Annotated in this window: 25 protein-coding genes and 1 tRNA gene; 11 read left to right on the forward strand and 15 right to left on the reverse strand. The window is 70.7% G+C overall.

The window, feature by feature from the left end; all coding sequences use genetic code 11:
- Nucleotides 1-460 (reverse strand): transposase (locus FLV34_RS16045; protein WP_261985795.1); only part of this gene is annotated, 460 nt, incomplete at its 3' end.
- 306 nt (nt 461-766) lie between these two features.
- On the opposite strand from FLV34_RS16045, the gene FLV34_RS16050 reads away from it, so the two are divergent.
- From FLV34_RS16050 to FLV34_RS16060, 4 genes are all read left to right on the forward strand, one after another.
- Nucleotides 767-973 carry a DUF397 domain-containing protein gene (locus FLV34_RS16050; protein ID WP_142650677.1) on the forward strand — a complete coding sequence of 69 codons (207 nt, stop codon included), beginning with the start codon at nt 767-769 and terminating at the stop codon, nt 971-973.
- Nucleotides 974-1,131: 158 nt separating this feature from the next.
- On the forward strand, nt 1,132-1,845 hold the full coding sequence (locus tag FLV34_RS16055; RefSeq protein ID WP_147943466.1) for an AAA family ATPase: 714 nt from the start codon (nt 1,132-1,134) through the stop codon (nt 1,843-1,845).
- Between the two features lie 193 nt (nt 1,846-2,038).
- Entirely contained in the window at nt 2,039-2,362 is a 324-nt protein-coding gene (locus FLV34_RS41550) for a hypothetical protein (RefSeq protein WP_221889992.1), read from the forward strand.
- Nucleotides 2,343-3,269, forward strand: coding sequence for a S8 family serine peptidase (locus FLV34_RS16060; RefSeq protein ID WP_369074156.1), 927 nt, complete (start codon nt 2,343-2,345; stop codon nt 3,267-3,269). The genes FLV34_RS41550 and FLV34_RS16060 overlap by 20 nt, the downstream gene beginning before the upstream one ends.
- A gap of 88 nt (nt 3,270-3,357) precedes the next feature.
- Here the strand turns inward: FLV34_RS16060 and FLV34_RS16065 are convergent.
- From FLV34_RS16065 to FLV34_RS16085, 5 genes are all read right to left on the reverse strand, one after another.
- Nucleotides 3,358-3,434, reverse strand: a tRNA-Met gene (locus FLV34_RS16065).
- Nucleotides 3,435-3,518: 84 nt separating this feature from the next.
- Nucleotides 3,519-6,461, reverse strand: a complete 2,943-nt coding sequence (locus FLV34_RS16070; RefSeq protein WP_315985194.1) for a UPF0182 family protein — start codon at nt 6,459-6,461, stop codon at nt 3,519-3,521.
- A 204-nt stretch (nt 6,462-6,665) separates the two neighbouring features.
- Entirely contained in the window at nt 6,666-7,712 is a 1,047-nt protein-coding gene (locus FLV34_RS16075; protein ID WP_142650681.1) for a PDZ domain-containing protein, read from the reverse strand.
- 43 nt (nt 7,713-7,755) lie between these two features.
- Complete coding sequence (locus FLV34_RS16080) at nt 7,756-8,181, reverse strand: molybdenum cofactor biosynthesis protein MoaE (RefSeq protein ID WP_142650682.1); 426 nt, start codon at nt 8,179-8,181, stop codon at nt 7,756-7,758.
- Nucleotides 8,182-8,208: 27 nt separating this feature from the next.
- Nucleotides 8,209-9,279 carry an NAD-dependent epimerase/dehydratase family protein gene (locus tag FLV34_RS16085; protein ID WP_260617452.1) on the reverse strand — a complete coding sequence of 357 codons (1,071 nt, stop codon included), beginning with the start codon at nt 9,277-9,279 and terminating at the stop codon, nt 8,209-8,211.
- A gap of 82 nt (nt 9,280-9,361) precedes the next feature.
- On the opposite strand from FLV34_RS16085, the gene FLV34_RS16090 reads away from it, so the two are divergent.
- Nucleotides 9,362-10,657, forward strand: a complete 1,296-nt coding sequence (locus tag FLV34_RS16090; RefSeq protein WP_260617453.1) for a zinc-dependent metalloprotease — start codon at nt 9,362-9,364, stop codon at nt 10,655-10,657.
- Between the two features lie 29 nt (nt 10,658-10,686).
- Nucleotides 10,687-11,232 (forward strand): NUDIX hydrolase, encoded by a 546-nt coding sequence (locus FLV34_RS16095; protein WP_147943469.1) that lies wholly within the window; start codon nt 10,687-10,689, stop codon nt 11,230-11,232.
- 229 nt (nt 11,233-11,461) lie between these two features.
- Here the strand turns inward: FLV34_RS16095 and FLV34_RS16100 are convergent, their stop codons facing one another.
- Nucleotides 11,462-11,719: a hypothetical protein gene (locus FLV34_RS16100; RefSeq protein ID WP_147943470.1), complete on the reverse strand. Its 258-nt coding sequence runs from the start codon at nt 11,717-11,719 to the stop codon at nt 11,462-11,464.
- Nucleotides 11,720-11,968: 249 nt separating this feature from the next.
- On the opposite strand from FLV34_RS16100, the gene FLV34_RS40475 reads away from it, so the two are divergent.
- Nucleotides 11,969-12,112 (forward strand): hypothetical protein, encoded by a 144-nt coding sequence (locus tag FLV34_RS40475; RefSeq protein WP_168066371.1) that lies wholly within the window; start codon nt 11,969-11,971, stop codon nt 12,110-12,112.
- Nucleotides 12,113-12,160: 48 nt separating this feature from the next.
- The gene (locus FLV34_RS16105) at nt 12,161-13,168 is read left to right on the forward strand and encodes an endonuclease/exonuclease/phosphatase family protein (protein ID WP_147943471.1); all 1,008 of its coding nucleotides are present in this window, start codon (nt 12,161-12,163) and stop codon (nt 13,166-13,168) included.
- A 3-nt stretch (nt 13,169-13,171) separates the two neighbouring features.
- Here the strand turns inward: FLV34_RS16105 and FLV34_RS16110 are convergent, their stop codons facing one another.
- Together FLV34_RS16110 and FLV34_RS16115 are read right to left on the reverse strand one after the other, a co-directional pair.
- On the reverse strand, nt 13,172-13,762 hold the full coding sequence (locus tag FLV34_RS16110) for a hypothetical protein (protein WP_261985796.1): 591 nt from the start codon (nt 13,760-13,762) through the stop codon (nt 13,172-13,174).
- Nucleotides 13,756-14,271: a M48 family metallopeptidase gene (locus FLV34_RS16115; protein ID WP_142650688.1), complete on the reverse strand. Its 516-nt coding sequence runs from the start codon at nt 14,269-14,271 to the stop codon at nt 13,756-13,758. The genes FLV34_RS16110 and FLV34_RS16115 overlap by 7 nt, the downstream gene beginning before the upstream one ends.
- Before the next feature lie 201 nt (nt 14,272-14,472).
- Here FLV34_RS16115 and FLV34_RS16120 point away from each other — a divergent pair, with 201 nt between their 5' ends.
- Together FLV34_RS16120 and FLV34_RS16125 are read left to right on the forward strand one after the other, a co-directional pair.
- Entirely contained in the window at nt 14,473-15,552 is a 1,080-nt protein-coding gene (locus FLV34_RS16120) for a ThiF family adenylyltransferase (RefSeq protein ID WP_142650689.1), read from the forward strand.
- A 171-nt stretch (nt 15,553-15,723) separates the two neighbouring features.
- Nucleotides 15,724-17,067, forward strand: coding sequence for an AarF/ABC1/UbiB kinase family protein (locus FLV34_RS16125; protein WP_147943472.1), 1,344 nt, complete (start codon nt 15,724-15,726; stop codon nt 17,065-17,067).
- A gap of 10 nt (nt 17,068-17,077) precedes the next feature.
- On the opposite strand, the gene FLV34_RS16130 is transcribed toward FLV34_RS16125, so the two are convergent.
- From FLV34_RS16130 to FLV34_RS16155, 6 genes are all read right to left on the reverse strand, one after another.
- Entirely contained in the window at nt 17,078-17,476 is a 399-nt protein-coding gene (locus tag FLV34_RS16130) for a hypothetical protein (protein WP_142650691.1), read from the reverse strand.
- Nucleotides 17,477-17,731: 255 nt separating this feature from the next.
- Nucleotides 17,732-17,914 carry a hypothetical protein gene (locus tag FLV34_RS16135; protein WP_142650692.1) on the reverse strand — a complete coding sequence of 61 codons (183 nt, stop codon included), beginning with the start codon at nt 17,912-17,914 and terminating at the stop codon, nt 17,732-17,734.
- A 38-nt stretch (nt 17,915-17,952) separates the two neighbouring features.
- Nucleotides 17,953-18,216, reverse strand: coding sequence for a WhiB family transcriptional regulator (locus FLV34_RS16140; RefSeq protein WP_079315495.1), 264 nt, complete (start codon nt 18,214-18,216; stop codon nt 17,953-17,955).
- A 123-nt stretch (nt 18,217-18,339) separates the two neighbouring features.
- A complete protein-coding gene (locus FLV34_RS16145; RefSeq protein WP_142650693.1) occupies nt 18,340-18,630 on the reverse strand; it encodes a hypothetical protein in 291 nt (96 codons plus the stop codon).
- Nucleotides 18,631-18,742: 112 nt separating this feature from the next.
- Nucleotides 18,743-19,639 (reverse strand): acyl-CoA thioesterase II, encoded by an 897-nt coding sequence (locus FLV34_RS16150; RefSeq protein ID WP_142650694.1) that lies wholly within the window; start codon nt 19,637-19,639, stop codon nt 18,743-18,745.
- A 24-nt stretch (nt 19,640-19,663) separates the two neighbouring features.
- Nucleotides 19,664-21,718: an ATP-dependent DNA helicase UvrD2 gene (locus FLV34_RS16155; RefSeq protein WP_315985195.1), complete on the reverse strand. Its 2,055-nt coding sequence runs from the start codon at nt 21,716-21,718 to the stop codon at nt 19,664-19,666.
- Nucleotides 21,719-21,865: 147 nt separating this feature from the next.
- On the opposite strand from FLV34_RS16155, the gene FLV34_RS16160 reads away from it, so the two are divergent.
- Nucleotides 21,866-22,864: an alpha/beta hydrolase gene (locus FLV34_RS16160; protein ID WP_261985797.1), complete on the forward strand. Its 999-nt coding sequence runs from the start codon at nt 21,866-21,868 to the stop codon at nt 22,862-22,864.
- Nucleotides 22,865-22,963 lie beyond the last annotated feature (99 nt).

Raw genomic sequence — 22,963 nt, forward strand, 5'->3', positions numbered from 1 at the left:
CGTTGTTCTGCTTCGGCGTCGTTTCGGGCGTCCTGCTCCTGTTGTCCTTCCCGGTCGCCCCCTTTTGCCGGGCCCGCTCCTGTTCGGCAGCCTTCTCCAAGGCGGCCAGCACGTCCGGGTCAAGGTGCATCCCGGCGGCGTCGTGGTGCGCCCGAGCGGTGGTGGAGTCCACACTGACCAGGGATAAGTCCACCTCGCCGCGTTTGGCGGCTTCCGCGATCGCCCCTTCAAGCAGGACTTCGAAGACGCCGGCATCCCTCCACTGCCGGAAGCGGTTGTGAACGGTCTGCCAGGCGCCGAACTCCTGCGGGATCTCCCGCCACTGCCCACCCGTCCTGAACCGCCAGATCACCCCCTCGAACTGCTGCCGCAGCCGCTCAGGGTACGGGCCGAACCTGCCGATCGGGAGATAGGGCTTGATGAACTCCCATTCCTCATCCGTCAGCTGCGCACGCGTCACACACGCCGATCTACCGGATCAAGCCACGATGGACAGGCGAATCCCACAAATTGATCACAACCCGATACGCGCCCTAGACTGCCTCTGCAATATCGGGCGGACGATCGGTTGAACAGCCCGAAAAATCAAGGGTCATGACATAACGCGGTCTGTTCCGGGCTGAGCATGGAATAACGAGGCGGAAAAAAGGTGGAATTTTCATCCAAGTCAGGAGAGAATTCGATGGAGGTTGTGCCGTCCCTCGATCCCGGATTGGGCCTATCCTGAGCCCGTATCCGTCAGGATGATCGAGGAAGCGAGACAGGCATGGACCTGGGCGCTGCGCTCTGGCGAAAGTCATCGATCTCCGGTGACAACGGTGGTCAGTGTGTCGAGGTGGCGACCAACCTGCCCGGCACGGTGGCCGTACGCGACAGCAAGGACCCCGGCGGCCCGAAACTGCTCTTTACTCCCACTGAGTGGCAAGCCTTCATCGCCGGTGTCAAGGCCCGCGAGTTCGACTTCCCGGCCTGATGTCCGCTCCCCAGGCGACTCCCTCACGCTGCCACCGCCGATCGTAGGCGGCCCGAACGAGACAGGCACCCTGACGGAAGTGGATCGGCCCACAGGGCATAAATAGGCTGGGCATTCTTTTCGTCACGGCCGGCTATCCGGACGTCCACCTCGCCGACATGACGCTCGCCGAGGCCGTGCGAACACAGCTAGAACGTGTTCTACATGAGCAACGGCAGCGCGAACGCCTGGAGAGCCATGGTTTCGCCCCCATCTCCAGGCTGCTGCTCGTCGGGCCGCCCGGGACCGGCAAGAGCATGAGCGCCGCGATGCTCGCCCGTGAGCTGAGCCTTCCGCTGTTCACCGTCCGCTTGGACGGACTGATCAGCAGGTTCATGGGACAGACCGCCTCCAAACTGCGGCTGGTCTTCGATGCCGCAGCCCGCAATCGAGCCGTCTACCTGTTTGACGAATTCGACGCAATCGGCGCGGAACGCCGCATTGAAGGAGATGTCGGCGAAGCCCGGCGCATACTCAACAGTTTCCTGCTATTTCTGGACGAAGCGCGACCGGAAAGCCTAGTGGTGGCGGCCACAAATCATGCGGCGATCTTGGATGGCGCACTATTCCGTAGATTCGACGCGGTCATTACCTATGATGTGCCGAGTGCAGAACAAGCTATCGAGGTGCTGCGCCGGAGGCTGACGTCGATGAACACGGCAGAAGTGGACTGGGACGATCTGATGGGTCATGTCGGCGACCTCAGTCACGCCGAACTCGTGCGAGCGGGGGAGATCGCCGCCAAGGACGCGATCCTCGCTGGTGATGATTCACTCTCCACCCTCGCACTGAGGTCGGCGCTCGACGCGCGCCGCGCTGCCCGGCATGGGTGAGCCCAATAGGCCCACGTTCCGCCGCCTTCCCCACCTGATCGTCCCGGGCACCGGGACCGACGCCGCGTACAGGGGACGAAGCGCACCGATCAGCGGTGGACGTAGGGATATCAGCGATCGCCGAGCACATGCCACCAAACTCAAGGGCGAGCTCCGCCTGGCGGAGGCCTCGGCTCGTTCGGCTCATGTCGCTGTGGACGAGAGCGTACGCGGCGACGGTTTCGTGCTGACCGTCGTCGGCTGGTCCGCCGAGTACAGCCTGGCTCTGGAACGCCTCGATGCCCACGGCGCCAAACTCCTCTCGGTCGTCCCAGCGGGCGAGGACCTGCCCGAGCGCGCACTCATCTGGCTGCCGTTCTCGGCCGTATCGAAGTTCATCAGCCTGTTCGACCAGTTCGCCACCGAGGTCACTCCGAGCGGCAGCCCGAAAAACGCGGCGCTGGTGGCCAACATCTCCGAGCTGCGCCTTTCCCTGCTCCACGAACTGCGGCAACCTGCTGGCCTCTTCCTGGGGTGAGCTCGACAGCCACCAGGGCGTGGAAGTCCTCACCACGGGCGGCGCGTACAGTCTGCTCACCACGGCGAACGCGACGAGCGCGGCCACCTCCCAGGCGGCCAGGTTAGGCGCCCTAGTGCTCAGCCGGTATCCGAGTCTCACGCCCGAGGCGGTCCGCGGCCTGCTCGTACACGCAGCCGAGTGGACTCCCGCCATGGCCGCCCACTTCCCGACGCCTCGGGAGGGCTCTCTGAAGAGCAAGCGGTACGCCCTGTTGAAGCGTTACGGCTGGGGCGCCCCCACCGAGGCACGTGTGCTGGCGAGCGCCGCCGGCGACGTGACGATGATCGTCGAGGACGAGTTCCGTCCCTTCGCGCGGTCGAAGTCCTCGATCTCGATGCGGGCCATGCGCCTGCACACCCTGCCGTGGCCGTCCGATCTGCTACAGGACCTCGAAAACGCCCCGGTGCGGATGCGGGTAACGCTGTCGTACTCCATCGAGCCCAACCCCTCCAACCGCGGTTGGCAGGGTCGTTACGCGTACGCCTCGCACGGCCTGCGCTTCGACGTCATCCGGCCGACCGAGAGCCTTGCTGACTTCCACAAGCGGCTCAGCAATGCGGCCGAGGGCGAGGAGCGCGGCGTCCGCACCACATCGGCCACGGACGACCGCTGGTTTCTGGGGCAGGCGCGCAACTCCGGTTCCCTGCATGCCGACATCTGGAGCGGCCACGCGGTCGACCTCGCCCGCTGCGGGGTGATCGCCGTCTATCCCGTCGGCGGCTGGTGGAAGCAGAACAATCGCCGTGATCGTGTGAGCGTTCCCGTGCGGTATGCCCTGCGGGTCTCCTTGTTCACCGAGGTTCAGGCGGATATTCACACCCCGATCGCCAGCAAGATCCAGGTGCCTGTCCAGATCGACACCTAGGTGCTCCCTTCCGTTCCGCCCCTCAACCGGCTAACGGTGGTCGGGCGAAAAGGAAAACCCCCGGACCTGAGGGTCCGGGGGTCTCACTTGGTAGCGGGGACAGGATTTGAACCTGCGACCTCTGGGTTATGAGCCCAGCGAGCTACCGAGCTGCTCCACCCCGCGTCGGCTCTACGAACACTATCCCGGCATCGCGCGGGAGGCAAACCGGAGCCCCGCGCCCGTGGGGACGCGGGGCTCCGGGATAGTTCAGCCGCTCGGTGCCGGGCTGGGAGTCGCACCGGCCGGCGGACTCCCGCTCGCGCTCGGACTGGCGCTCGGGGCCGGGGTCTGGGAGGTCCCGGTCTTGAGCTTGGCCAGGTCGTCCAGCGCCTTCTTCAGCGACGCCTGGGCGTCGCCGTACGCCTTCCAGTCGGGCGGGTTCGCCGACAGCGCCTTCTGCGAGTCGTCGTACGCCTGCTGGGCCCGGTCGAGCGCCGACGTCAGCGCGGACGTGCTCTCCGGCGGGGTCACCTGACCGGGAGGCTGGTTCGCCGTCTGGTCGGGCGTCTGGTCCGGCGGCGTCGCCACCGTGCCGCCGAACACCTGCTCGAGCGCGTTGCTGAGCGTCGGCCCGAAGCCGACCTTCTCGCCGTACAGCACCAGCACCCGGCGGAGGGTCGGATACTTGCCCGAGGTCTCCGCACGCGGCTGGATGTAGACCGGTTCGACGTACAGGAGGCCGCCGCCGAAGGGCAGCGTGAGCAGGTTGCCGTACAGCACGTCGGTGCCGCCGCCGCGCAGCAGGTTGAGCTCGGTCGACACCGTGGTGTTCGACTCGAACAGGTTCTGCGCCTGTGGCGGACCCTGGATCGCGGTCGTGCTCGGCAACTGGAGGATCTCCAGCGGCGGGTTCGGTCCGGAGGCCGTCGCGTCGACCGCCATGAACGCCGCCATGTTCTGCCGCTGGTTGGGCACGAACGTGGTCGTCAGCGAGAAGCGCTCGGTCTCGCTGCCGGGCATCTTCATCGTCACGTAGTAGGGCGGCTGCTTGCTCTTGCCGGTCGCCGGGTCCTCGGGGACCTTCCAGAAGTCCTGGCCGCTGAAGAACGCGTTGGCGTCGGTGACGTGGTAGGAGGTGAGGATCTCCCGCTGCGCCTTGAACAGGTCGGCCGGGTAGCGCAGGTGCGCGCGCAGCCCCGGGGTGATCTGCGAGGCCGGCTTGACGACCCCGCCGAAGGCCTTCTCCCACGTCTTGAGCACCGGGTCGGACTCGTCCCAGGCGTACAGGGTGACCGTGCCGTCGTAGGCGTCCACGGTCGCCTTCACCGAGTTGCGGATGTAGTTGATCTCGTCCCTGGGCACCTGCGGCACGCCGAGGCGGCTCGACTGCACGTCGGTGGTGAGCGACTCCAGGCTCTTGCGCTCGGAGTAGGGGTAGGAGTCGGACGTCGTGTACGCGTCCACGATCCACACGATGCGCCCGTCCACCACGGCCGGGTACGGGTCGCGGTCGAGCGTGAGGAACGGCGCGACCTGCTGGATGCGCTGCACCGGCTCGCGGTTGTAGAGGATGCGGGACTCGTCGTTGATGTTCGAGTTGAGCAGCAGGTTGGTCTCGCCGTACTTCACCGCGTAGAGCAGGCGGCGGAAGAAGTTGCCGATCGAGACGCCGCCCTTGCCCTCGTAGGTGTTGTTCACCTGGCCGGTGTTGTTCTGGTCGGCGCCCGCCTGTCCCTGCTGCGGGTAGTCCAGCTCGATCGGCCTTGCCGACTTGGGCCCGCCGACGATCGAGTAGTCGGGCGAGTTCTCACCGAAGTAGATACGGGGCTCGTAGTCGCCGAGGTCGCCCACCGGCGGGATGTCGCGCTCGCTGAACACCGGCAGGCCGCTGCTGTCCACCTTGTTGCCGGGCGCGGCGACGAAGCCGAAGCCGTGCGTGTAGACGAGGTGGTCGTTGATCCAGTTGCGCTGCCCCTCCGGCGGGCGGCCGATCTCGCGGACCGCCACCACCGTGTCGCGCGGCTTGCCGTCGACGGGATACCTGTCGATGTCGAGCTGCTCGGGGAACTGGTAGTAGCCGCGGATCTGCTGCTTCTGCTGGAACGTCGGCGACAGCAGGCTCGGGTCGAGCAGGCGCATGCCGGGGATGGCCGACGCCTCGGTCTGCAGCACGGAGGCGTCGGTGTCGGTCTTGGCGCTGTACTCCGTGACCTTCGCCGTATCGACTCCGTAGGCTTTTCGTGTCGCGTCGATGTTGCGCTGGATGTACGCCTGCTCCTTGCTCTGCTGGTTCGGCCTGACCTGGAACTGCTCGACCAGCGAGGGATAGACCGTGCCGATCAGGACGGCCGACAGCACGAGCAGCCCGAACGCCACGCCGGGGAACATCCCGCCCGGCCTGATGACGCCGGCGAAGAAGATCAGCGCGCAGATGAGCGAGATGACCGCGAGGATCCCCTTGGCCGGGAGCACCGCGTGCACGTCGGTGTACGACGCGCCGAAGGTCTTGCCGCGGTCGGAGAAGACCAGGCTGTACCTGTCGAGCCAGTAGGCCGCGGCCTTGAGCAGGACGAACACGCCGAGCAGCACCGACAGGTGAGCCCTGGCGGCCCGGGTGGCGTGCACCCCGCCGGGCGAGGAGATCCGGAACCCGCCGTACAGGTAGTGCACGATCGTCGCCGCGATGATCGACAGGATCACGGCCGTGAACAGGAAGTTCAGCAGCATCCGCAGGAACGGCATCGTGAACACGAAGAACGACAGGTCGAGGCCGAACTGCGCGTCCTTCTCGTTGAAGGGCGTGCGGTTCACGAACTGCAGCCAGGTCTTCCACAGCCCCGCCGTGGACGAGCCCGTGAACAGGGCGAGGACGCCCATGCCGACCAGGAAGACCAGCCGCCGGTGCGGGTCGAGCGCGACCCGGTAGCGGTCGGCGCCCTGCGGCGCCCCGAACATCCCCGGCCCGAACATCGGGCGGGTGCGGTGCGCGAGCACCATGTTGCCGCCCACGATGGCGATCATCAGGGCGGCGCCCACGATGAACAGCACCACCTGGGTGACCAGCATCGTGGAGAACACCGAGGAGAAACTCACCGAGTCATACCAGAGGTAGTCGGTGTAGATCCCCGAGAAGACCAGCAGTAACACGACGATCGCCACGACGGCGAGCAGCACGGGTATCAGAAGGCGCGGCCGTCGGGGCAAGCGCACCGCCCGTCCGGCTCCGGGGCTCCGGAAGCTCAACGCTCAACCCCTTGTCTCAGATTGGCAGGGCCATGATTGTCAGAGGGCAACGGTCCGTGCTTGGAAACCTACACCGCGATTGGCGTGGTCGTGGTAACAGATCTGATCGTTATCGCGACGCCGCGTGCGGACAGGACGAGCAGGTCACCGCCCCGCGCCCGGGTCGTACGGTCAGCCTGCCGGGCAGGCGGGGACCTCGCCCTTGTGATCGCGCAGGGCGTCGATCGCCTTGATCGCGCCGTCCAGCGTCTCGACCCGCACCAGGCGCAGCCCCGCGGGCACGGCCTTGACGGCGTCGGCGCAGTTGCCCGCGGGCGTGAGGAAGACGGTCGCCCCGGCCCGGCGCGCGCCGACCATCTTCTGCTCGATCCCGCCGATCGGGCCGACCTGGCCTGCCGGGTCGATCGTCCCGGTGCCCGCGATCGACATGCCTCCGGTGAGCGCCCCCGGCGTCAGCTTGTCGTAGATGCCCAGCGAGAACATCAGGCCCGCGCTCGGCCCGCCGACCTCGCCGACGCTGATGTCGACCTTGAACGGGAACCGGTAGCCCGAACGCATCTGCACGCCGACCTTGGCCTTGCCGTCCGTGCCCGCCACGGTGCCGACCTGCACCTGCGTCGAGGCTCCGGCGCGCTTGACCGTGAACGTCACCTGCTCGCCGGGCTTGCGGCTCTGCACGGACGAGGCGACGGACGAGAGCTCGCCCACCGTCTTGCCGTCCACCGCCGTGATCTCGTCGCCCGGCTTGAGCTTGCCGTCGGCCGGCGTGCCCTTGTCGGTCCCGGCGACCGTGATCACCTTCTCGATGGGGATCTTGAGGGCGTTCAGCGCGGCGGCGGTGGCCGACTGCTGCGAGTCGGTCATCTCCTGTGTGTTCTGCTCCTGGACCTGCTCGGCCGAGGTGGACTTCGGGAACAGCGTCTCCTCCGGCACCACGGCGACCGTCGGGTCGAGCCAGCCGCGCAGCGCGGTGAGCAGGTCGAGACGGTTGTCGGGCCCGCCCTGGTAGGCGACGGTGACCAGGCTCAGCCTGCCCTGCGTCGGATAGGTCTCATGGCCTGAGATCGTGATGACCGGTTTCCCCTTGACGTCCCCGATCGTGTTCTCGGTGGGGCCGGGGCTCAGCACGACGTACGGCACCGGCAGCATGGCGCCGATCACGGCCAGCGCGAGCGCGAGGAATCCCGCGACCAGCAGGGTCAGAGCGCGTCGGGACATGAACGAACTCTATGCGTTCCGGGCTCCGGGCATTCCGGGTGCATCAGTCGCAGGCGCCGACCCACTCGGCGTCCCCGTCGGCGAACACCTGGTGCTTCCAGATGGGCACCTCGTGCTTGAGGTCGTCGATCAGCCTGCGGCAGGCCTCGAACGCCTCGCCCCGGTGGGGACAGGCGGCCGCCACGACGACGGCGATCTCCCCCAGGCGCAGGTCGCCCACCCGGTGGACGGCCGCCAGGGCGGTCACCGGGAAGTCCGCCGCGACCTTCTCCGCGACCCTGCGCAGATGCTCCTCCGCGGACGGGTGCGCCGAGTAGGACAGGAGCGTCACCGGCCTGCCGCCGTCCTGCTCGCGCACGGTGCCGACGAAGACCGCGGTGCCCCCGGCGGCGTTGTCCTCCACCGCGCCCAGCACCTCGTCCACGGACAACGGGGTGTCGCGAATGCCCAGCAATCGGATGACGTCCACGTCACCGAGGGTAGTGCCTGCGGCCCGTCAGGTGCGGCGCTTGCGGCGTGCGGCCCGGACGATCGCGGCCGTGCCGATGACCGCGACGGTCGCACCCGCCGCGGTGATCGTGGCCTCCTTGCCCGACAGGCGGCGGCCGACGACCGCGTGCCTGCCCTCGCACAGTTCGAGCAGCTCCCGCAGCGCGGCCTCGTTGGTCCAGGCCGGCTTCCAGCCCGCCTCCCGCAGCGCCACGCCGTCGACCACCCAGGGATAGACCACGTAGTGCAGGTCGGTCGCGGCCGTCGGCGTGATGCCGAGCCGGTGCAGCCGCTGCGCGGTGCCGAACGTCAGCCCCGCCGGCAGCTCGAACCGCTTCAGGCCGGAGATCTCCTCCACCTGCTCCATCTCCAGCCACCCCTCGGAGCCGACCGCCACGACCCCGCCGACCCGGCCCAGGGCGGCGGCCTCCAGCGCGGACACCAGGTCGTCGACGTGGCAGAACTGCCAGCGCGGCAGGCAGCCCTTCACCACGAGCAGCCGCGGCGCCTCGAAGTGGCGGGTGATGACCGTGTCGACGCCCGGCCCGACCAGGGCGGCGGGCCGCAGCACGGTCACCTCCAGGCCGGGATGCGCCCGCAGCGACCGCCGCACCAGGGCCTCGATCTCCAGGTGGTCGCCCACCAGGCCGGTGTCGGGCTCGGCCGCGACCGGGGCGTCCTCGGGCAGGGGCACCGGGTTGTCGGCGGCGGCGCCGTACACCATCGCGCTCGTCACCAGCACGACCCGCCGCACCCGGGCCGCGGCGCAGGCCGTGAGCACGGTCTGGGCGGCCCGCAGGTTGTAGCGGCGGCGCTCGGCGGGGTCGGTGTCGAGCGACTCGTCCGTGCCGAGATGCACCAGGACGTCCACATCGGAGATCCGGTTCGCCAAGAGCGGATCGCGAATGTCGAGGACCCGCCAGGTGACGTCCGGGGTGTCGCCGCGCTGCTCGTCGATGGCCACCACGCGGCGGAAATCCGCAGACGAGGCCACTTTCGCGAGGAACGCCCGGCCGAGACCGGAGGCGGCGCCGGTGACGGCGACGACGGGGGGACGCAGGCGTTTCGAGGTAGGCACGAGGTCCTCACTTTGCACTGATCCGCCCCACGGCGGATAACGTGGCGGATGTGGACTCCTCCATCCTGCACGAGGTGGCGCGGTGACTGACCTGCCAGGTCGCGAAAACGACCCCAACGACAACCCGTTCGCCATGTTCGGCAGCCCGGAGCAGATCGCCGCGGCCATGCGGCAGTTCGCCGACATGCTGTCGGCCTCACCGGAGGCCGGTCCCGTCAACTGGGACATGGCGAAGAACATCGCACGGCACGCCGTGGTCGCCGAGGGCGATCCGAGCGTCATGGAGGGCGAGCGACGGCAGATCGTCGAGGCCCTCAACCTGGCCGACCTGTGGCTCAACGAGGTGACCACGCTGCCGAGCGGCGTGACCACCCCGCAGGCCTGGAGCCGGTCGGAGTGGATCGAGAAGACGATCCCGGTCTGGAAGCAGCTGTGCGATCCCGTCGCCGCCCAGATGGTCGAGACGATGGGCGGCACGCTCGGCGGGGCGGGCCTGCCGCCCGAGGCGCAGGCCGTGGCCGGGCCGCTCATGGGCATGCTCCGGCAGATGGGCAGCATGATGGTCGGCCAGCAGATCGGCCAGGCCCTCGGCTCGCTCGCCCGCGAGGTGGTCGGCTCCTCCGACATCGGCCTGCCGCTGTCGGACACCGCCGCCCTGCTGCCCGGAGGCGTGGCCGCCTTCAGCAGCGGCCTTGAGACGCCCTCCGACGAGATCCGCCTCTACCTGGCGCTGCGCGAGGCGGCGCACCACCGGCTCTTCCAGCACGTGCCGTGGCTGCGGGCGCACCTGCTCGGCGCGGTCGAGGAGTACGCCCAGGGCATCACGGTGGACGTGTCCGCCCTCCAGGAGAAGCTCGAAGGGCTCGACCTCAGCGACCCCGAGCGGATCCAGGAGGTCCTGGGCGGCGGCGAGCTGCTCAAGCCCGAGGAGACCGAGCGGCAGAAGGCCGCGCTCACCCGGCTGGAGACCGCGCTCGCGCTGGTCGAGGGCTGGGTGGCCACGGTGGTCGACACCGCCGCCGAGGGCAAGCTCCCGTCCGCCGCGGCGCTGGCCGAGACCGTACGGCGCCGCCGCGCCACGGGCGGCCCGGCCGAGCGCACCTTCGCCACCCTGGTGGGCCTGGAGCTGCGCCCGCGACGGCTGCGTGAGGCGGCCGCCCTGTGGAGGGCACTGGAGGCCGCGCGCGGGATCGAGGGCAGGGACGCCGTCTGGGGTCACCCCGACCTCATGCCCACCGCGGACGACCTGGACAACCCCGAGTCGTTCGTGAAGGGCGAGGCCGAGTGGGACCTGTCCGCGCTGGAGGAGCCCAAGGAGCCTGGGGAGCACAAGGAGCCCGGCTCGGGTGACGAGACAGGCGAGGAGTCCGGCAAGTAAGGGTCACCGGCTGTCGGTAGGCTGCGCCGGTGAGCCTGCATCGTGACGCGCAAGCCGTACTGGCCGGATGGGTCGCGCCCACCCCCGAGGAGGAGCGGCTCCGCGAGGAGTTCCTGACGCACCTGCGCGCCCACGAGGACGCGATGTGGCGCGAGTGCGCTCCCGGCCACCTCACGGCAACGACCGCCGTCCTGTCGCACGACGGCGAACGCGTGCTGCTGACCCTGCACCCCAAGGCCGGGATGTGGCTGCCGATGGGCGGGCACTGCGAGACGTCCGACACCACGCTCGCGCAGGTCGCCCTGCGCGAGGCCACCGAGGAGTCGGGCATCTCCGGGCTGACCCTGCTGGGCGGGCCGCTCGCGCTCGACCGGCACAAGGTGTGGTGCCACCCGCCGCACAGCTGGCATCTCGACGTCGAGTACGGCGCGGTCGCGCCTCCCGGCGCCGAGGCGGTGATCAGCGACGAGTCCCTCGACCTGCGCTGGTTCCCCGTGGAGGAGATCCCGGAGCTGAGCGACGAGGCGACGCGGCGGCTGGCCCGCCGCGCCCGGTCGCTGTGCCGTACCGCCTGAACCCCCGTACCGCCTGAACCCTCGCCGTACGGCCCGGCCCCGTACGGCCCGGCACAGCCGGGAATCCGACGAGACGAATCCCGCATGCACCAGGACCTCTGACTCTGCCGCCCGGGATCCGGGGCGACCGGCTGTGAGAGCGACAACGACACGGTCACGCTCTGAGTCCCCGCGGTGGCGTGATGATCTCCGATGAAGCCGCCTTCACCGAGGCGCAGCACACTCGCGATCAGGCCGGCCTCGGCCTGATCGCGGGTCGTGTCACCGCGTCGCTCAGCGGTGCGGCGACGCCCAGGAACAGTGCGGCGACGCCCAGGAACGGTGCGGCGACGCCCAGGAACAGTGTGGCTACACTCAGGAACACTGTCGGGCGACCCGTCTTCGGCGCACAATCGACGGTGATGGCGTCGAAGCCCGGAATCGTCGTGTCGGCCACGGTGACGCTGGCCGTGCTCTTCGCCGCCCTGGGCATGGCATTGATCGCCACCGGCCACCTGAGCCGGCTGTCCATCCTGATTTCGGCGACCGCGGTGGTCTATCTGGCGGTCGCTTTGTCGGCGCGGCGATACCGCGAACGCAGCCGCGCAGCCGGACCGGCTGGATCTTCCTCATCTCCGGCACGGCGGCGCCGATCGGCTCCGGGCTCAATGCCGCCGCCGACGCCGCGGCGCACATCGGCAGGATCGACATCGCGTCGTGGATCTACCTGGCGCAGACTCCGTTCAGCCTTCTCGGCGTGCCCCTGATGGCGACCTTCGGCATCCTGCTCTTCCCCGACCGCCTGCACGTCGCCGACCGAGCGGCGGCCGTGGCGCGGGCGCGCGACGCCGGATTGGGTTCGTCGCCGCCGCACCCCGGGTCTCCGGCTCTTCCGGCCTGAACGCGCGGCGCGTTCGGTCCCGGGGACGGCTCGGCTACGGTCGGGCTCATGACCAAGCTGGACGTGGGCGGCGAGATCGTCTCTCCCCCGCGCCGGAGGCTCCGGGTCTCCCCCCGGACGGCGTGGATCGTGGTGGCGCCGTTCGCGGTCTGGGCGGCGGCCCGGCTCGCCGGGGCCGACGGCGCCGTCCCCCTTGGCGGAGTGGGCGTGGCGCTGATGACGGGCACGCCCTACGTCGCGGCCACATCGCTCCTGGCGGTGGCGATCGCGCGGGCCGCCCGCCGTACGGCCGTGATCGTGGTGGCGGTGGCGGCATCGGTCCTGCTGGCGGCCGTGGTCCTGCCCCGCGCGGCCGGCTCGGCCCCCCCCGTCACGGGACCGCCGCTGCGGATCCTCACGGTCAACCTCTTTTTCGGCGCGGGCGATGCCGCGACCGTGGTGGATCTCGTACGCCGGCTCCGGCCGGACGTGCTCACCACCCAGGAGCTCACTCACGAGGCCGTCGAGGCGCTGGACGCGGCGGGCGTGGCGCGCCTGCTGCCCTACCGGCACCTGGAGGACGGGCCCGGGCCCTCGGGCAGCGGGATCTACGCGCGTCATCCCCTCAGCGCGGCGCCCGACTTCGTGCGCGAGGGCGGCCACCACATGCCGAGGGCCCGGCTCGCCCTGCCGTCCGGCCCGCCCGTGGAGATCGTCGACGTGCACACGCTCGCGCCCTTGAACGCTCCCTACACGGCTCAGTGGGAGGCCGATCTCGCGGCGCTCCCGGCCGCGTCCCCCGGCGTCGTACGGGTCCTGGCGGGCGACTTCAACGCGAGCCTCGATCACGCCGCGCTGCGCGCGGTGCTCGGGCGGGGCTACGCGGACGCGGCCGACGCGACCGGCGACGGCCTGACCGCCACCTGGCCCGCGAACCGGTGGTTCCCGCCGTTGATCACGATCGACCACGTGCTGTACGACCAGCGGGCGTCGGCCGTGCGCACCGGCGTCCACAGGGTCGCGGGCAGCGACCACCTGGCGTTCTACGCCGAGCTTCGCCTGCCCGGACGGATATGAGTCTCAGGTCAGCAGAGCGCGGGTGTTGTCCCAGCCTTCGAGCCCGGGGTCGAGGCGGGCCACGTCCTGCGGCTTCCTGAGCCGGTGCCAGCCGGGACCGGTGGCGACCATGCGGGGACCGGGCGCCCGGCGGCGCATCGCCGCGACGGCGTCGGGTTCGTCGAGGTCGGGCGCGGCCCACTCGGCGACCGGCAGGCGCGCCGCCACGGCGACGGCGCCGCCGCCCTCGGCCGGGCAGACCGCGAGGTGGGCCCGCCCGAGCTCCCGGAAGAGCTTTCCGATCAGCAGCGGCGGCAGGTCGGGGGCGTCGGCGCTGACGACGACGCCCTCCTCCGCGGTCTCGTCGCCGGCGGACAGCGCGGCGAAGGCGTCGGCGGGCGAGGCGATCCGCAGGACGGGCGTGCCCGGCCAGGCGATGTCCTCAAGCCCCGGCACGCCGGCCGACAGGATCACCGGCCGCACGAGTTCGAGCCCGGCGACCATCTCGTAGGTGTCCTCGGCCATCGCCGTCAGGAACTCGGCCGGGTCCACGCCGGGTGGAGCCGCGTCCGCCATGCCCGGAGTGACCAGCACCGCGACGACCCGGGTCAACACTCCTCCGGCGCGCCGTTGGCGGCCATGGAGAATCCTTCGAGGAAACCCCTGGCACGTTCCGCCCGCGGATAGCGCTCCACGAGGGCCCAGAAGCGCGGGCCGTGGCTGGGCACGAGCAGGTGGACCAGCTCGTGCATGATGACGTAGTCGACCACCCAGGCAGGCATGCCCCGCAGCCGGGCCGACAACCTGATCGTGCCGTGGTCGGGGGTGCACGACCCCCACCTGTGCAGCTGGTTCTCCACCCAGCGGACACTCGCCGGCACGGCCTTGCCGTCCAGATAGCGCGCCGAAAGCTCCGTCGCCCGCTCGAGCAGGTCGTCGTCGCTCGGGCGTCTTCGCTGCTCCTTGGCCGCAAGGCGGTCGAGCATGCGGCGTACCCACTGCTCCTCGTCGGTCGTGCTCAGACCAGCCGGAAGCAGCACGATGGTCTTGTCGCCATCGCGGTACGCGGAAACGGTTCGCCGCCGTCGTGCGCTCCGACGAACCTCGACTGTCTCGGGGGGCACATATGAAAGGTAGCCGACACGCGCCGAATTCCACAGGGGGTGGTACACGTTCTCCCTGGTCAATCGGGCGAACGTGACCTTGCGGGCGTGAAAACTACGGGGTTGCGGATATTCACCGACCACGATCACCCCGGTAATTATCCACAGCCACGCTGGTACCGGCGCCCGCGCCCACCCTGCATATGGCAAGGTCTGACGACTATGAGACCTCGACTCAAGCCGGTTTTGCGCCGGGTCGAACGGGACGGCCGCACGCTGCAGTTCGGCGTCCATCCGCTCCGGGCCGTCGTGCTGACCGGCGTCGAGCCGCCCGTGCGCCGCCTGATCGACGGCCTCGACGGCGCCCGCACCCTGCGGCAGGCGGTGGCGAGCAGCGGTCTCGACGAGGCGTCCGCCCTGGAGGTGGTCGCCCGGCTCGCCGCGCACGGCCTGATCGAGGACGCCGCGGCCCGGCCGGAGCCCCTCGCCGACCTGCCGCTCGCCGAGCGCGACCGCCTCCGCCCCGATCTGGACAGGCTGGCGCTGACCTCCACCGACGGCGGCATGAGCGCGATGTCGGCGCGCAGGGCGGCGCGGATCCGCGTGTACGGCGCGGGCCGGGTCGGCGCGCGGGTCGTCACGCTGCTCGCCGCGGCGGGAGTGGGCCACATCTGCGTGGTCGATCCGGGCACCGCGACCTGGGGCGACGTGGTTCCCGGCGGGCTCGGCCGCGCGGAGACGGGGACGACCCGCGAGGAGGCCGCCGTGCTCGCGGCCCGGCGGATCTCCCCCGCCGTCAACGCCTGGCCCGGACGGGCCGCCTCCCGGCTGTCCGACGGCGGGGTGCGCCCCGACCTGGTGATCCTCGCACCCGCCGACCCGCTCGACGCCACGCTGGTCCACGAGATCGTCGCCGAGGGGGTGCCTCACCTGCTGGTCTGCGCCTTCGAGGGACACGGCTCGGTGGGGCCCTTCGTCGTCCCCGGACTCACCGCCTGCCTGCGCTGCCTCGATCTCGGCCGCCGCGACCGGGATCCGTCCTGGCCGCTCGTGGGCGCCCGGCTCGGGGGCTATCCGGCGGGCGAGATCGCCTGCGACGTGGTGCTGTCGTGCCTGGTCGCCGCGCAGGCGGCCGGTCAGGCTCTGGCCTATCTCGACGAGGGACGCGTGCCCGGCGGCCTGCTGGAGGTGTCGCCCGGGTGGCGCTGGCGGCACCGCGCCTGCGAGCCGCACCCCGACTGCGGCTGCGTCCCGGGCGACGCGACCGGCGCGGCGGCCGTGCCCCGCGCTCCCGCCGCGTGAACGGCCACAGGCCACGCCTCTCACCGGCGGATACTCCCGTCACGGCAGTCGCGGTGTGACCAATCTCATAGACGGCGTATTCCTCCGGGAGGCTCGCGCCGGCCGGAGCCCCGGTGCCCGCTCGATCGGAAATCGTGGTCGAAAGCACTCTTCATCGCCGACAATGGTCGTGTGAGTGACCTTCCCCACCGCGCCGTGACACGCTCGGCAAAGCTCGCGACACTCCCTCTCGGGTTCGCCGGCCGCACCGCGCTCGGACTGGGCAGGCGGCTCGGTGGCGCCTCCGCGGAGATCGTCGCCCAGGAGATCCAGAAGCGTACGGCCGACCAGGTCTTCAAGGTGCTCGGCGAGCTCAAGGGCGGGGCGATGAAGCTCGGCCAGGCACTTTCGATCTTCGAGGCGGCGCTGCCGCCCGAGATCGCCGGGCCGTACCGGGCGACGCTCACCCGGCTGCAGGACGCGGCGCCGCCGCTTCCTGCCGCCACCGTCCACCGGGTGCTGACCGAGCAGCTCGGCGACGACTGGCGGGAGAACTTCCTGGAGTTCGACGACCGGCCGAGCGCCGCGGCGTCGATCGGGCAGGTGCACCGCGCCGTGTGGCACGACGGCCGCCCGGTGGCCGTGAAGATCCAGTATCCGGGGGCGGGCAAGGCCCTGATCTCCGACTTCAACCAGCTCGCGCGGCTCGGCAAGCTCTTCGGCGCGCTGCTGCCCGGTCTCGACATCAAGCCCGTGCTGGCCGAGCTGAAGGAGCGGGTGGCCGAGGAGCTCGACTACCTGAAGGAGGCCGAGGCCCAGCAGGCGTTCGCCGAGGAGTTCCGCGACGCCCCCGACTCCCACGTGCCCGCCGTGATCGCGGCCAACGAGCAGATCCTCGTCTCCGAATGGATGACGGGCACCCCGCTCTCCCGGATCATCGCCGACGGCACTCAGGAGGAGCGCAACCACGCCGGCCTGCTGTTCGTCCGCTTCCTGTTCTGCTCCCCGGCCCGGGTCGGGATGCTGCACGCCGACCCGCACCCCGGCAACTTCTGGCTGCTGGAGGACGGGCGGCTCGGCGTGCTGGACTTCGGGGCGGTCAACCGCATGCCCGACGGCTACCCCGTCGCCTTCGGCAGGCTCACCCGCATCTTCAACCAGGGCGACATGGAGACGGTCGTGCGCGGGCTGCGCGCGGAGGGGTTCATCCGCCCGCACATCGAGGTCGACGTCGACGCCCTGCGGGCCTTCCTCGCGCCGTACGTCGAGCCGACCCGGGTCGAGGAGTTCGCCTTCAGCAGGGAGTGGCTGCGGGAGCAGGCGGCGACCGTGGCCGACCTGCGGCCGAACAACGTGGTCCGCCAGCTCAACCTGCCCCCGTCGTACGTGCTGATCCACCGCGTGCACGCGGCCGGCGTCGGCGTGCTGTGCCAGCTCGGCGCCACCGCCCGCTTCCGCGACGAGGTGGTGCGCTGGGTGCCCGGCTTCGCCGACGAGACGGGCGAGTCCGAGGACAGCGCGCTCGCCCTGACCTGAGCGGGCGGCGTCATCGGCCGCCGCGGCTCTCGCTCGTCTGCAGGTTCTGGTTGATGACGCAGCGCTTGATCCCTCTCCTGCAGTTGCCGTTGAGGGTGTTGGTGAACACGCTGACGCTCGACACCTGCTGGACGCCCGCGAACGTGACGGCGCTGTTGGCCGCGGGGGCGTTCACGTTGCGGCGGCCACCGGATATCTGCTTGGGCGGGCTGTTGATGGCGGGCGCGTTCGCGGTGTTGGTGCCCGTGGTGGCCTGGGTCGCTCCGTCGCCGTGGCCGTTGCCGTGACCGTGGCCGTGGCGCGCCACCCGCGCCGTCGCCGCGACCGGCGCGGCCTCGGCCTCCGGCATGACCGAACCCCACAGTCCGGCGACGAGCGCGGTGACGGCGAGCCGTCGCGCAACCGCCACGAGATCAAGCGCGCCTGACGTACGGTCGCCCATCCGAGTCCCACCCACCGCTCATGCACCACTTCGCCCGCCGCCCGTGACCATCCGGCCTGGGGCGGCGATCCGCCTCATACCCCGTGGTCCTCGCCCGCTCCCACGGCAGACGATCTTCTGTGCGTTCGGTGATCGCATCTTTACGAGCGACGAAGGCCCGGGCCGTTCGCCGGGCCCGGGCCTTCGTCATCGATTCACTTGTTCGGTCGCGTCAGGCTCGCGTCACATGCGCGCCAGCGCGGAGCTCAGCCGCCGGGACGCGCGCTCGGCCTGCCGGCGTGCCCTCTGCACGCTCCTGATCCGGCCGGCCAGCCGCTCCTCCGCAGCTTCGCGGTGGAGGGTTCGTATTCGCTCGTGCGCCAGTTCTTGGTGCAGATACAGGGAGGTGATCGGGGAGATGCTCATCTGGATCGGTTCCTTCCGGAAATTGCTGTGGTTGCTGGTCAGGCGGCGACAGGGGACTTACGCGGGCGCCCACGGGGACGCTTGCGGGGCACGACGACCCCCCGCAGGATGAGCTCCCCGCCCCAGACGCCCCACGGCTCCTCGCGCTCCAGCGCGCGGGCCAGGCAGGCCTTCTGGATCGGGCAGCCGCCGCAGAGCGCCTTGGCGAACTCCACGTCCTCGGGAGACTCGGCGAACCACAGGTCGGGGTCGGTACGACAGGGGATTTCGGCTTCGATCAGGTCCATGACCGGGGCCGCCATCTGCGTCACCTCTTTGAATGGTTTGGTCTGGTTTGTCCTCGTTGGGGGTGTGGATTCGTGGCCGACAAAACAAGAAGGCCGCGGATCCTGGGTGGGATCCGCGGCCCGGAGATGGAGACCTAGTCAGGGTATGACTGGTCCTCTCCAGGCATCGTGCGGACCCTGCGCACCTCCGCGAGCGGCGGTGCGGATCTGCTCATCGCCCATCGGCCGGTTCACATAGACCGGTCGCTGGACGGGGTTGCGGTGGTGGCTGGCCAGGCCGGCGAACGCGCCGAAGGCGGCCGAGCCCGCGGCTCCGGTCACCGGAGCCAGGGCAGCGGCGGCCTCGCCACGCCGCAGTTTCGGCATGACAATGGCGGCCGGGCATGCGGAGGCGAGCCACAGCGTGCGGGACGTCGTGATGTTCCTCACTGGACTCACCTCCATTTCAGTGCGATCTCACCGGACCGAAGCGTCCGGCTGACTTGTCCAAGACCCTAAACCGCCGCGGCAGGGTGGGCAACCTATTTTCTACCTGCGATTTTCACGACTTCGTGACATCGGAGTGCAACGCCGGCGACACCCGGATGAGGCACTCCTGGACCACGGACACGGCCAGTTCCCCGGCCGCGGTGAACATCTGCCCGCGGGCGAGCCCGCGCGCCGCTCCCGACCACGGCGACTCCTGGGCGTACAGCAGCCATTCGTCGGCCCGGAAGGGCCGGTGGAACCACATCGCGTGGTCCAGCGACGCGCCGGACACCGCCGAGGACCCCCAGGCCAGGCCGTGGGCCAGCAGCACGGTGTCGACGAGCGTGAAGTCGCTGGCGTACGCCGCGAGCACGACGTGCAGCAGCGGGTCGTCGGGCAGGTCGGCGTCATACCGGAACCAGACGTTGTTCTCCGGGGTGACCAGGGTGGGGTCGTGGGCGGCCTCCCACGTCAGCGCGTTCACATAGCGCGCGTCCACCGGGCGCGGCTTGGCCAGCAGCTCGCGCCAGCCCGGCTCGTCGCCCACGACCTTCAGCATCCGCTCCTGGAAGGTCGGCAGCGTCTCGGGGTCCGGAACCTGCGGCATGCGCACGGCCTGGTGGCTCACGCCCGGCTCCTCGATGTGGAACGACGCCGACATCGAGAAGATCGCCTTGCCGTGCTGGATCGCCGTGATGCGCCGGGTGGTGAACGACCGCCCGTCGCGGACCCGCTCGACGTTGTAGACGATCGGGACGGCCGGGTCCCCCGGCCGGATGAAGTAGGCGTGCAGCGAGTGGACCATCCGGTCGGACGGCACCGTACGGCCGGCCGCGACGAGCGCCTGCGCCGCCACCTGGCCGCCGAAGACCCGCTGGATGCGCTCCTCCGGGCTGCGTCCCCGGAAGATGTCGAGCTCGATCGGTTCGAGGTCGAGCAGGTCCAGCAGCTCCTTCAGGGCCGAGTTCACGGCAGCCTCCAGCACACGCGGGTATTACTCGTCGGTAACAGTACCGGCGCCGCGGCAGAGCTCCAGGACCGCGTCGCCGTACCGCTCAAGTTTGACGCGTCCGATTCCGGCGATCGCGAGCAGGTCCTGCTCGGAGGCGGGCGCCCGCTCGGCGATGGCCTGGAGGGTGACGTCCGTGAAGACGACGTACGCGGGGACCTTCTGCTCCTTCGCCTCGGCCGAGCGCCACGCCTTCAGCCGTTCGAGCAGGGCCTCGTCGTAGTCCGCGGGGCAGGTCGCGCAGCGGCCCAGCTTCTGCTCGGCCGCCGCCGAGAGCGTCTTGCCGCAGATCCGGCAGTGCAGCGGCGCCGCCGAGCGCTTCGCCCGGCCGCCGGAGCCTCCCGGCCGCTCGGCCCTGGCCACGCTCGCCGTACGCGGGGACAGCCCGTCGAGGAAGCGCGACGGCCTGCGGGAGCGGCGGCCTCCCGGCGAGCGGGCGAGCGCCCACGACATGTGCAGGTGCTCGCGGGCCCGGGTGATCCCGACGTACAGCAGCCGCCGCTCCTCCTCGATCTGGTCCGGCGTCTCCGCGTAGACGATCGGGACCATGCCGTCGGTGAGGCCGACGAGGAAGACCGCGTCCCACTCCAGGCCCTTGGCGGCGTGCAGGGAGGCGAGCGTCACGCCCTCGACCGGCGGCGCGTGCTGCTCCATGGCCCTGCGCTCCAGCTCGCCGACGAACCTGGGCAGGTCGGCGCCCTCGGCCGCCATGTCCTCGGCGAGGTCGGCGAGCGCCTTGAGCGACTCCCACTTCTCCCTGGCCTTGCCGCCGCCGGGCGGCTCGGCGGTCAGCCCGATGCCCGACAGGATCGCGTGCACGGCGGGCGCGAGCGGCTCGTCGGCCGACGACCGGGCCGCGCCGCGCAGCAGCACCACGGCCTGGCGCACCTCGGGGCGCTCGAAGAACCGCTCCGCCCCGCGCAGCAGGTAGGGCACCCCTGCGTCGGTGAACGCCTGCTCGTACGCCTCCGACTGGGCGTTGACCCGGAACAGCACCGCGATCTCGCGGGTGGGCACGCCGTCGGCCATCAGCTTCTTGACCGTGAGCGCGACGCCGAGCGCCTCGGCCTGCTCGTCGTCATATTCGGTGAAGACCGGCTCGGGACCGTCGGGCCGCTGGGCGACCAGTTCCAGCCGGTGGGGCGAGCGCGCCATGACGCGGTTGGCCAGCGTCACCACCTGCGGGGTCGAGCGGTAGTCGCGCACCAGCCTGATCACGGCCGCCGAGGGGTGCTCGACGGCGAAGTTGGTCAGATAGTGGGGCGTCGCGCCGGTGAACGAGTAGATCGTCTGGTTGGGGTCGCCCACCACGCACACGTCGTCGCGCCCACCGAGCCAGGTGTCGAGCAGCAGCTTCTGCAGCGGGTTGACGTCCTGGAACTCGTCGACCACGAAATAGCGGTACTGCTGGCGGATCTGCGCGGCGACCTCGCGGTGCTCGGTCATCACGGCCGCCGTGAGCTCCAGGATCGTCTCGAAGTCGATCAGGTTGCGCTGGCGGCGCAGGCTCTCGTACCCCTCGTACAGCCGGGCCACCTCCTCGGGCGCGATCGGCGGCGTGCGCCGGGCCTTGGCCGCGGCGGCGGGGTAGTCCTCCGGGCCGACCTGGGTGACCTTCGCCCACTCGATCTCGCTCGCCACGTCGCGCAGCTCGCCGCGGTCGGGGTTCCTGCGCAGGCGCCTGGCCGCCTCCACGAGCAGCGGCAGCTTCGACTCGACCACCTGCGGCGGGTCGCCGCCGATCACGCGCGGCCAGAAGTAGCTGAGCTGGCGCAGGGCCGCCGCGTGGAACGTGCGGGCCTGCACGCCGGCCGCCCCGAGGCCGCGCAGCCGCTGCTTGAGCTCGGCCGCCGCGCGGGTCGTGAAGGTGACGGCGAGCACGCCCTGCGGCTCGACGACCCCGGTGTGCACGGCGTACGCGATGCGGTGCGTGATGGCGCGGGTCTTGCCGGTCCCCGCGCCGGCGAGCACGCACACCGGTCCGCGCACCGCCTGGGCGACCTCGCGCTGCTCGGGATCCAGACCGTCGAGGACGTCCAAGGAGGAGCTCCCAACATGCGTTGCGGACGTTGTTACTGGCATCATCCTTCCAGCAGCCGGCCGAGCATGTCCCGGGGACCGGTCGGCGCACGCCGCTACATCGGGGAGGAACACACCGTGGCCACCGCGGTCCGAACTGCTTTAGGCGTGGGCGCCGCAGCCCTCGCCACCCTCGCCCTGGCCTCGCCGGACGCCCAGGCGGCCACCCCGGCGGGCTCCCCCGCCCATCGCCCCTCCGCTTCCCCCAACCCCTCCGCGACGCATTCCGCCGGGTCCACCACCCGGCCCACCGCCGGGCCTTCCGCCTCGCCCTCCGCGAGCCCGTCGCCCTCGCCGTCCCCGTCGGCCTCGCCCTCGTCGGCGCCCACGCCGCCGGACGTGCGGATCCGCACCTACGCGTACGGCTCGCACGCGCGCCAGACCATGGACGTGTGGTGGCACACCGCCGGGCCGCGGCGCCCGGCGGTTTTCGTCATCCACGGCGGCTGGTGGTCCGGTGGCGACAAGAAGTACATGAAATCGATCAGCCGCAGCTACTCCCAGCTCGGCTACACGGTCGTGAACCTCGACTATCGGCTGTCGGGCGACGCGGCCTGGCCGGCGCAGCGCACCGACGTGCTGACCGCCGTCAACGCCGTGCGCAGGCACGCGGCGATGTTCAACACCGACCCCGGCCGCTATGTCCTGGTCGGGTTCTCCGCGGGCGGCCATCTGGCCGCCGCCGTCGGCGCGTACGGCGACGGCCGGCCGGGCCTGCGCGGCGTCGTCGGGATCTCCCCGCCCGTCTCGCCGCTGTCGGCGTTCGCGGACGGCAGCGCGTTCGGCACCAAGGAGCAGCAGAAGCTGCGCAAGGCGGCGATCAAGCTGGCCGGCGGCTGCACGCCCGCCAAGTGCCCGAGCGTGTGGTCGAGCATGGAGGTGCCGTTCCACGCCTCGCCCGGCGACCCGCCGATGCTCGCCTTCCACTCCGCCGAGGAGTTCGTCCCGCCCTACCAGAGCGAGATGCTCAAGGAGGCGCTGGCCAGTGTGGGTGTGCGGATGACCGTCAAGACCATGGCCGGCACCCAGCACAGCTCCCCGCTCTACCGGGAGCCGGGGGTCGCCGAGACCGTCCAGAACTGGATCGTCGCCCGGCTGGGGCACTAGCCCCGTTATCCGCGCATGGGGGTGGTTGAGGTCTGGGTGCGGCTGGTTGATCACCGCCGGTCGGCACGACCTCGCCCTCCCCACGTACCGCGCGGAGGA

It is taken from the genome of Microbispora sp. CSR-4 (genome assembly GCF_008033685.1).
In the GTDB taxonomy this organism is placed as follows: Bacteria; Actinomycetota; Actinomycetes; order Streptosporangiales; family Streptosporangiaceae; genus Microbispora.

Excerpts from the sequence above, each read along its gene's own strand:
- FLV34_RS16050 (WP_142650677.1), top strand. The coding sequence starts at position 767 with ATGGACCTGGGCGCTGCGCTCTGGCGAAAGTCATCGATCTCCGGTGAC.
- FLV34_RS16055 (WP_147943466.1), top strand. The coding sequence starts at position 1,132 with ATGACGCTCGCCGAGGCCGTGCGAACACAGCTAGAACGTGTTCTACAT.
- FLV34_RS16075 (WP_142650681.1), bottom strand. The coding sequence starts at position 7,712 with ATGTCCCGACGCGCTCTGACCCTGCTGGTCGCGGGATTCCTCGCGCTC.
- FLV34_RS16105 (WP_147943471.1), top strand. The coding sequence starts at position 12,161 with ATGACCAAGCTGGACGTGGGCGGCGAGATCGTCTCTCCCCCGCGCCGG.
- FLV34_RS16120 (WP_142650689.1), top strand. The coding sequence starts at position 14,473 with ATGAGACCTCGACTCAAGCCGGTTTTGCGCCGGGTCGAACGGGACGGC.
- FLV34_RS16135 (WP_142650692.1), bottom strand. The coding sequence starts at position 17,914 with ATGAGCATCTCCCCGATCACCTCCCTGTATCTGCACCAAGAACTGGCG.
- FLV34_RS16140 (WP_079315495.1), bottom strand. The coding sequence starts at position 18,216 with ATGGCGGCCCCGGTCATGGACCTGATCGAAGCCGAAATCCCCTGTCGT.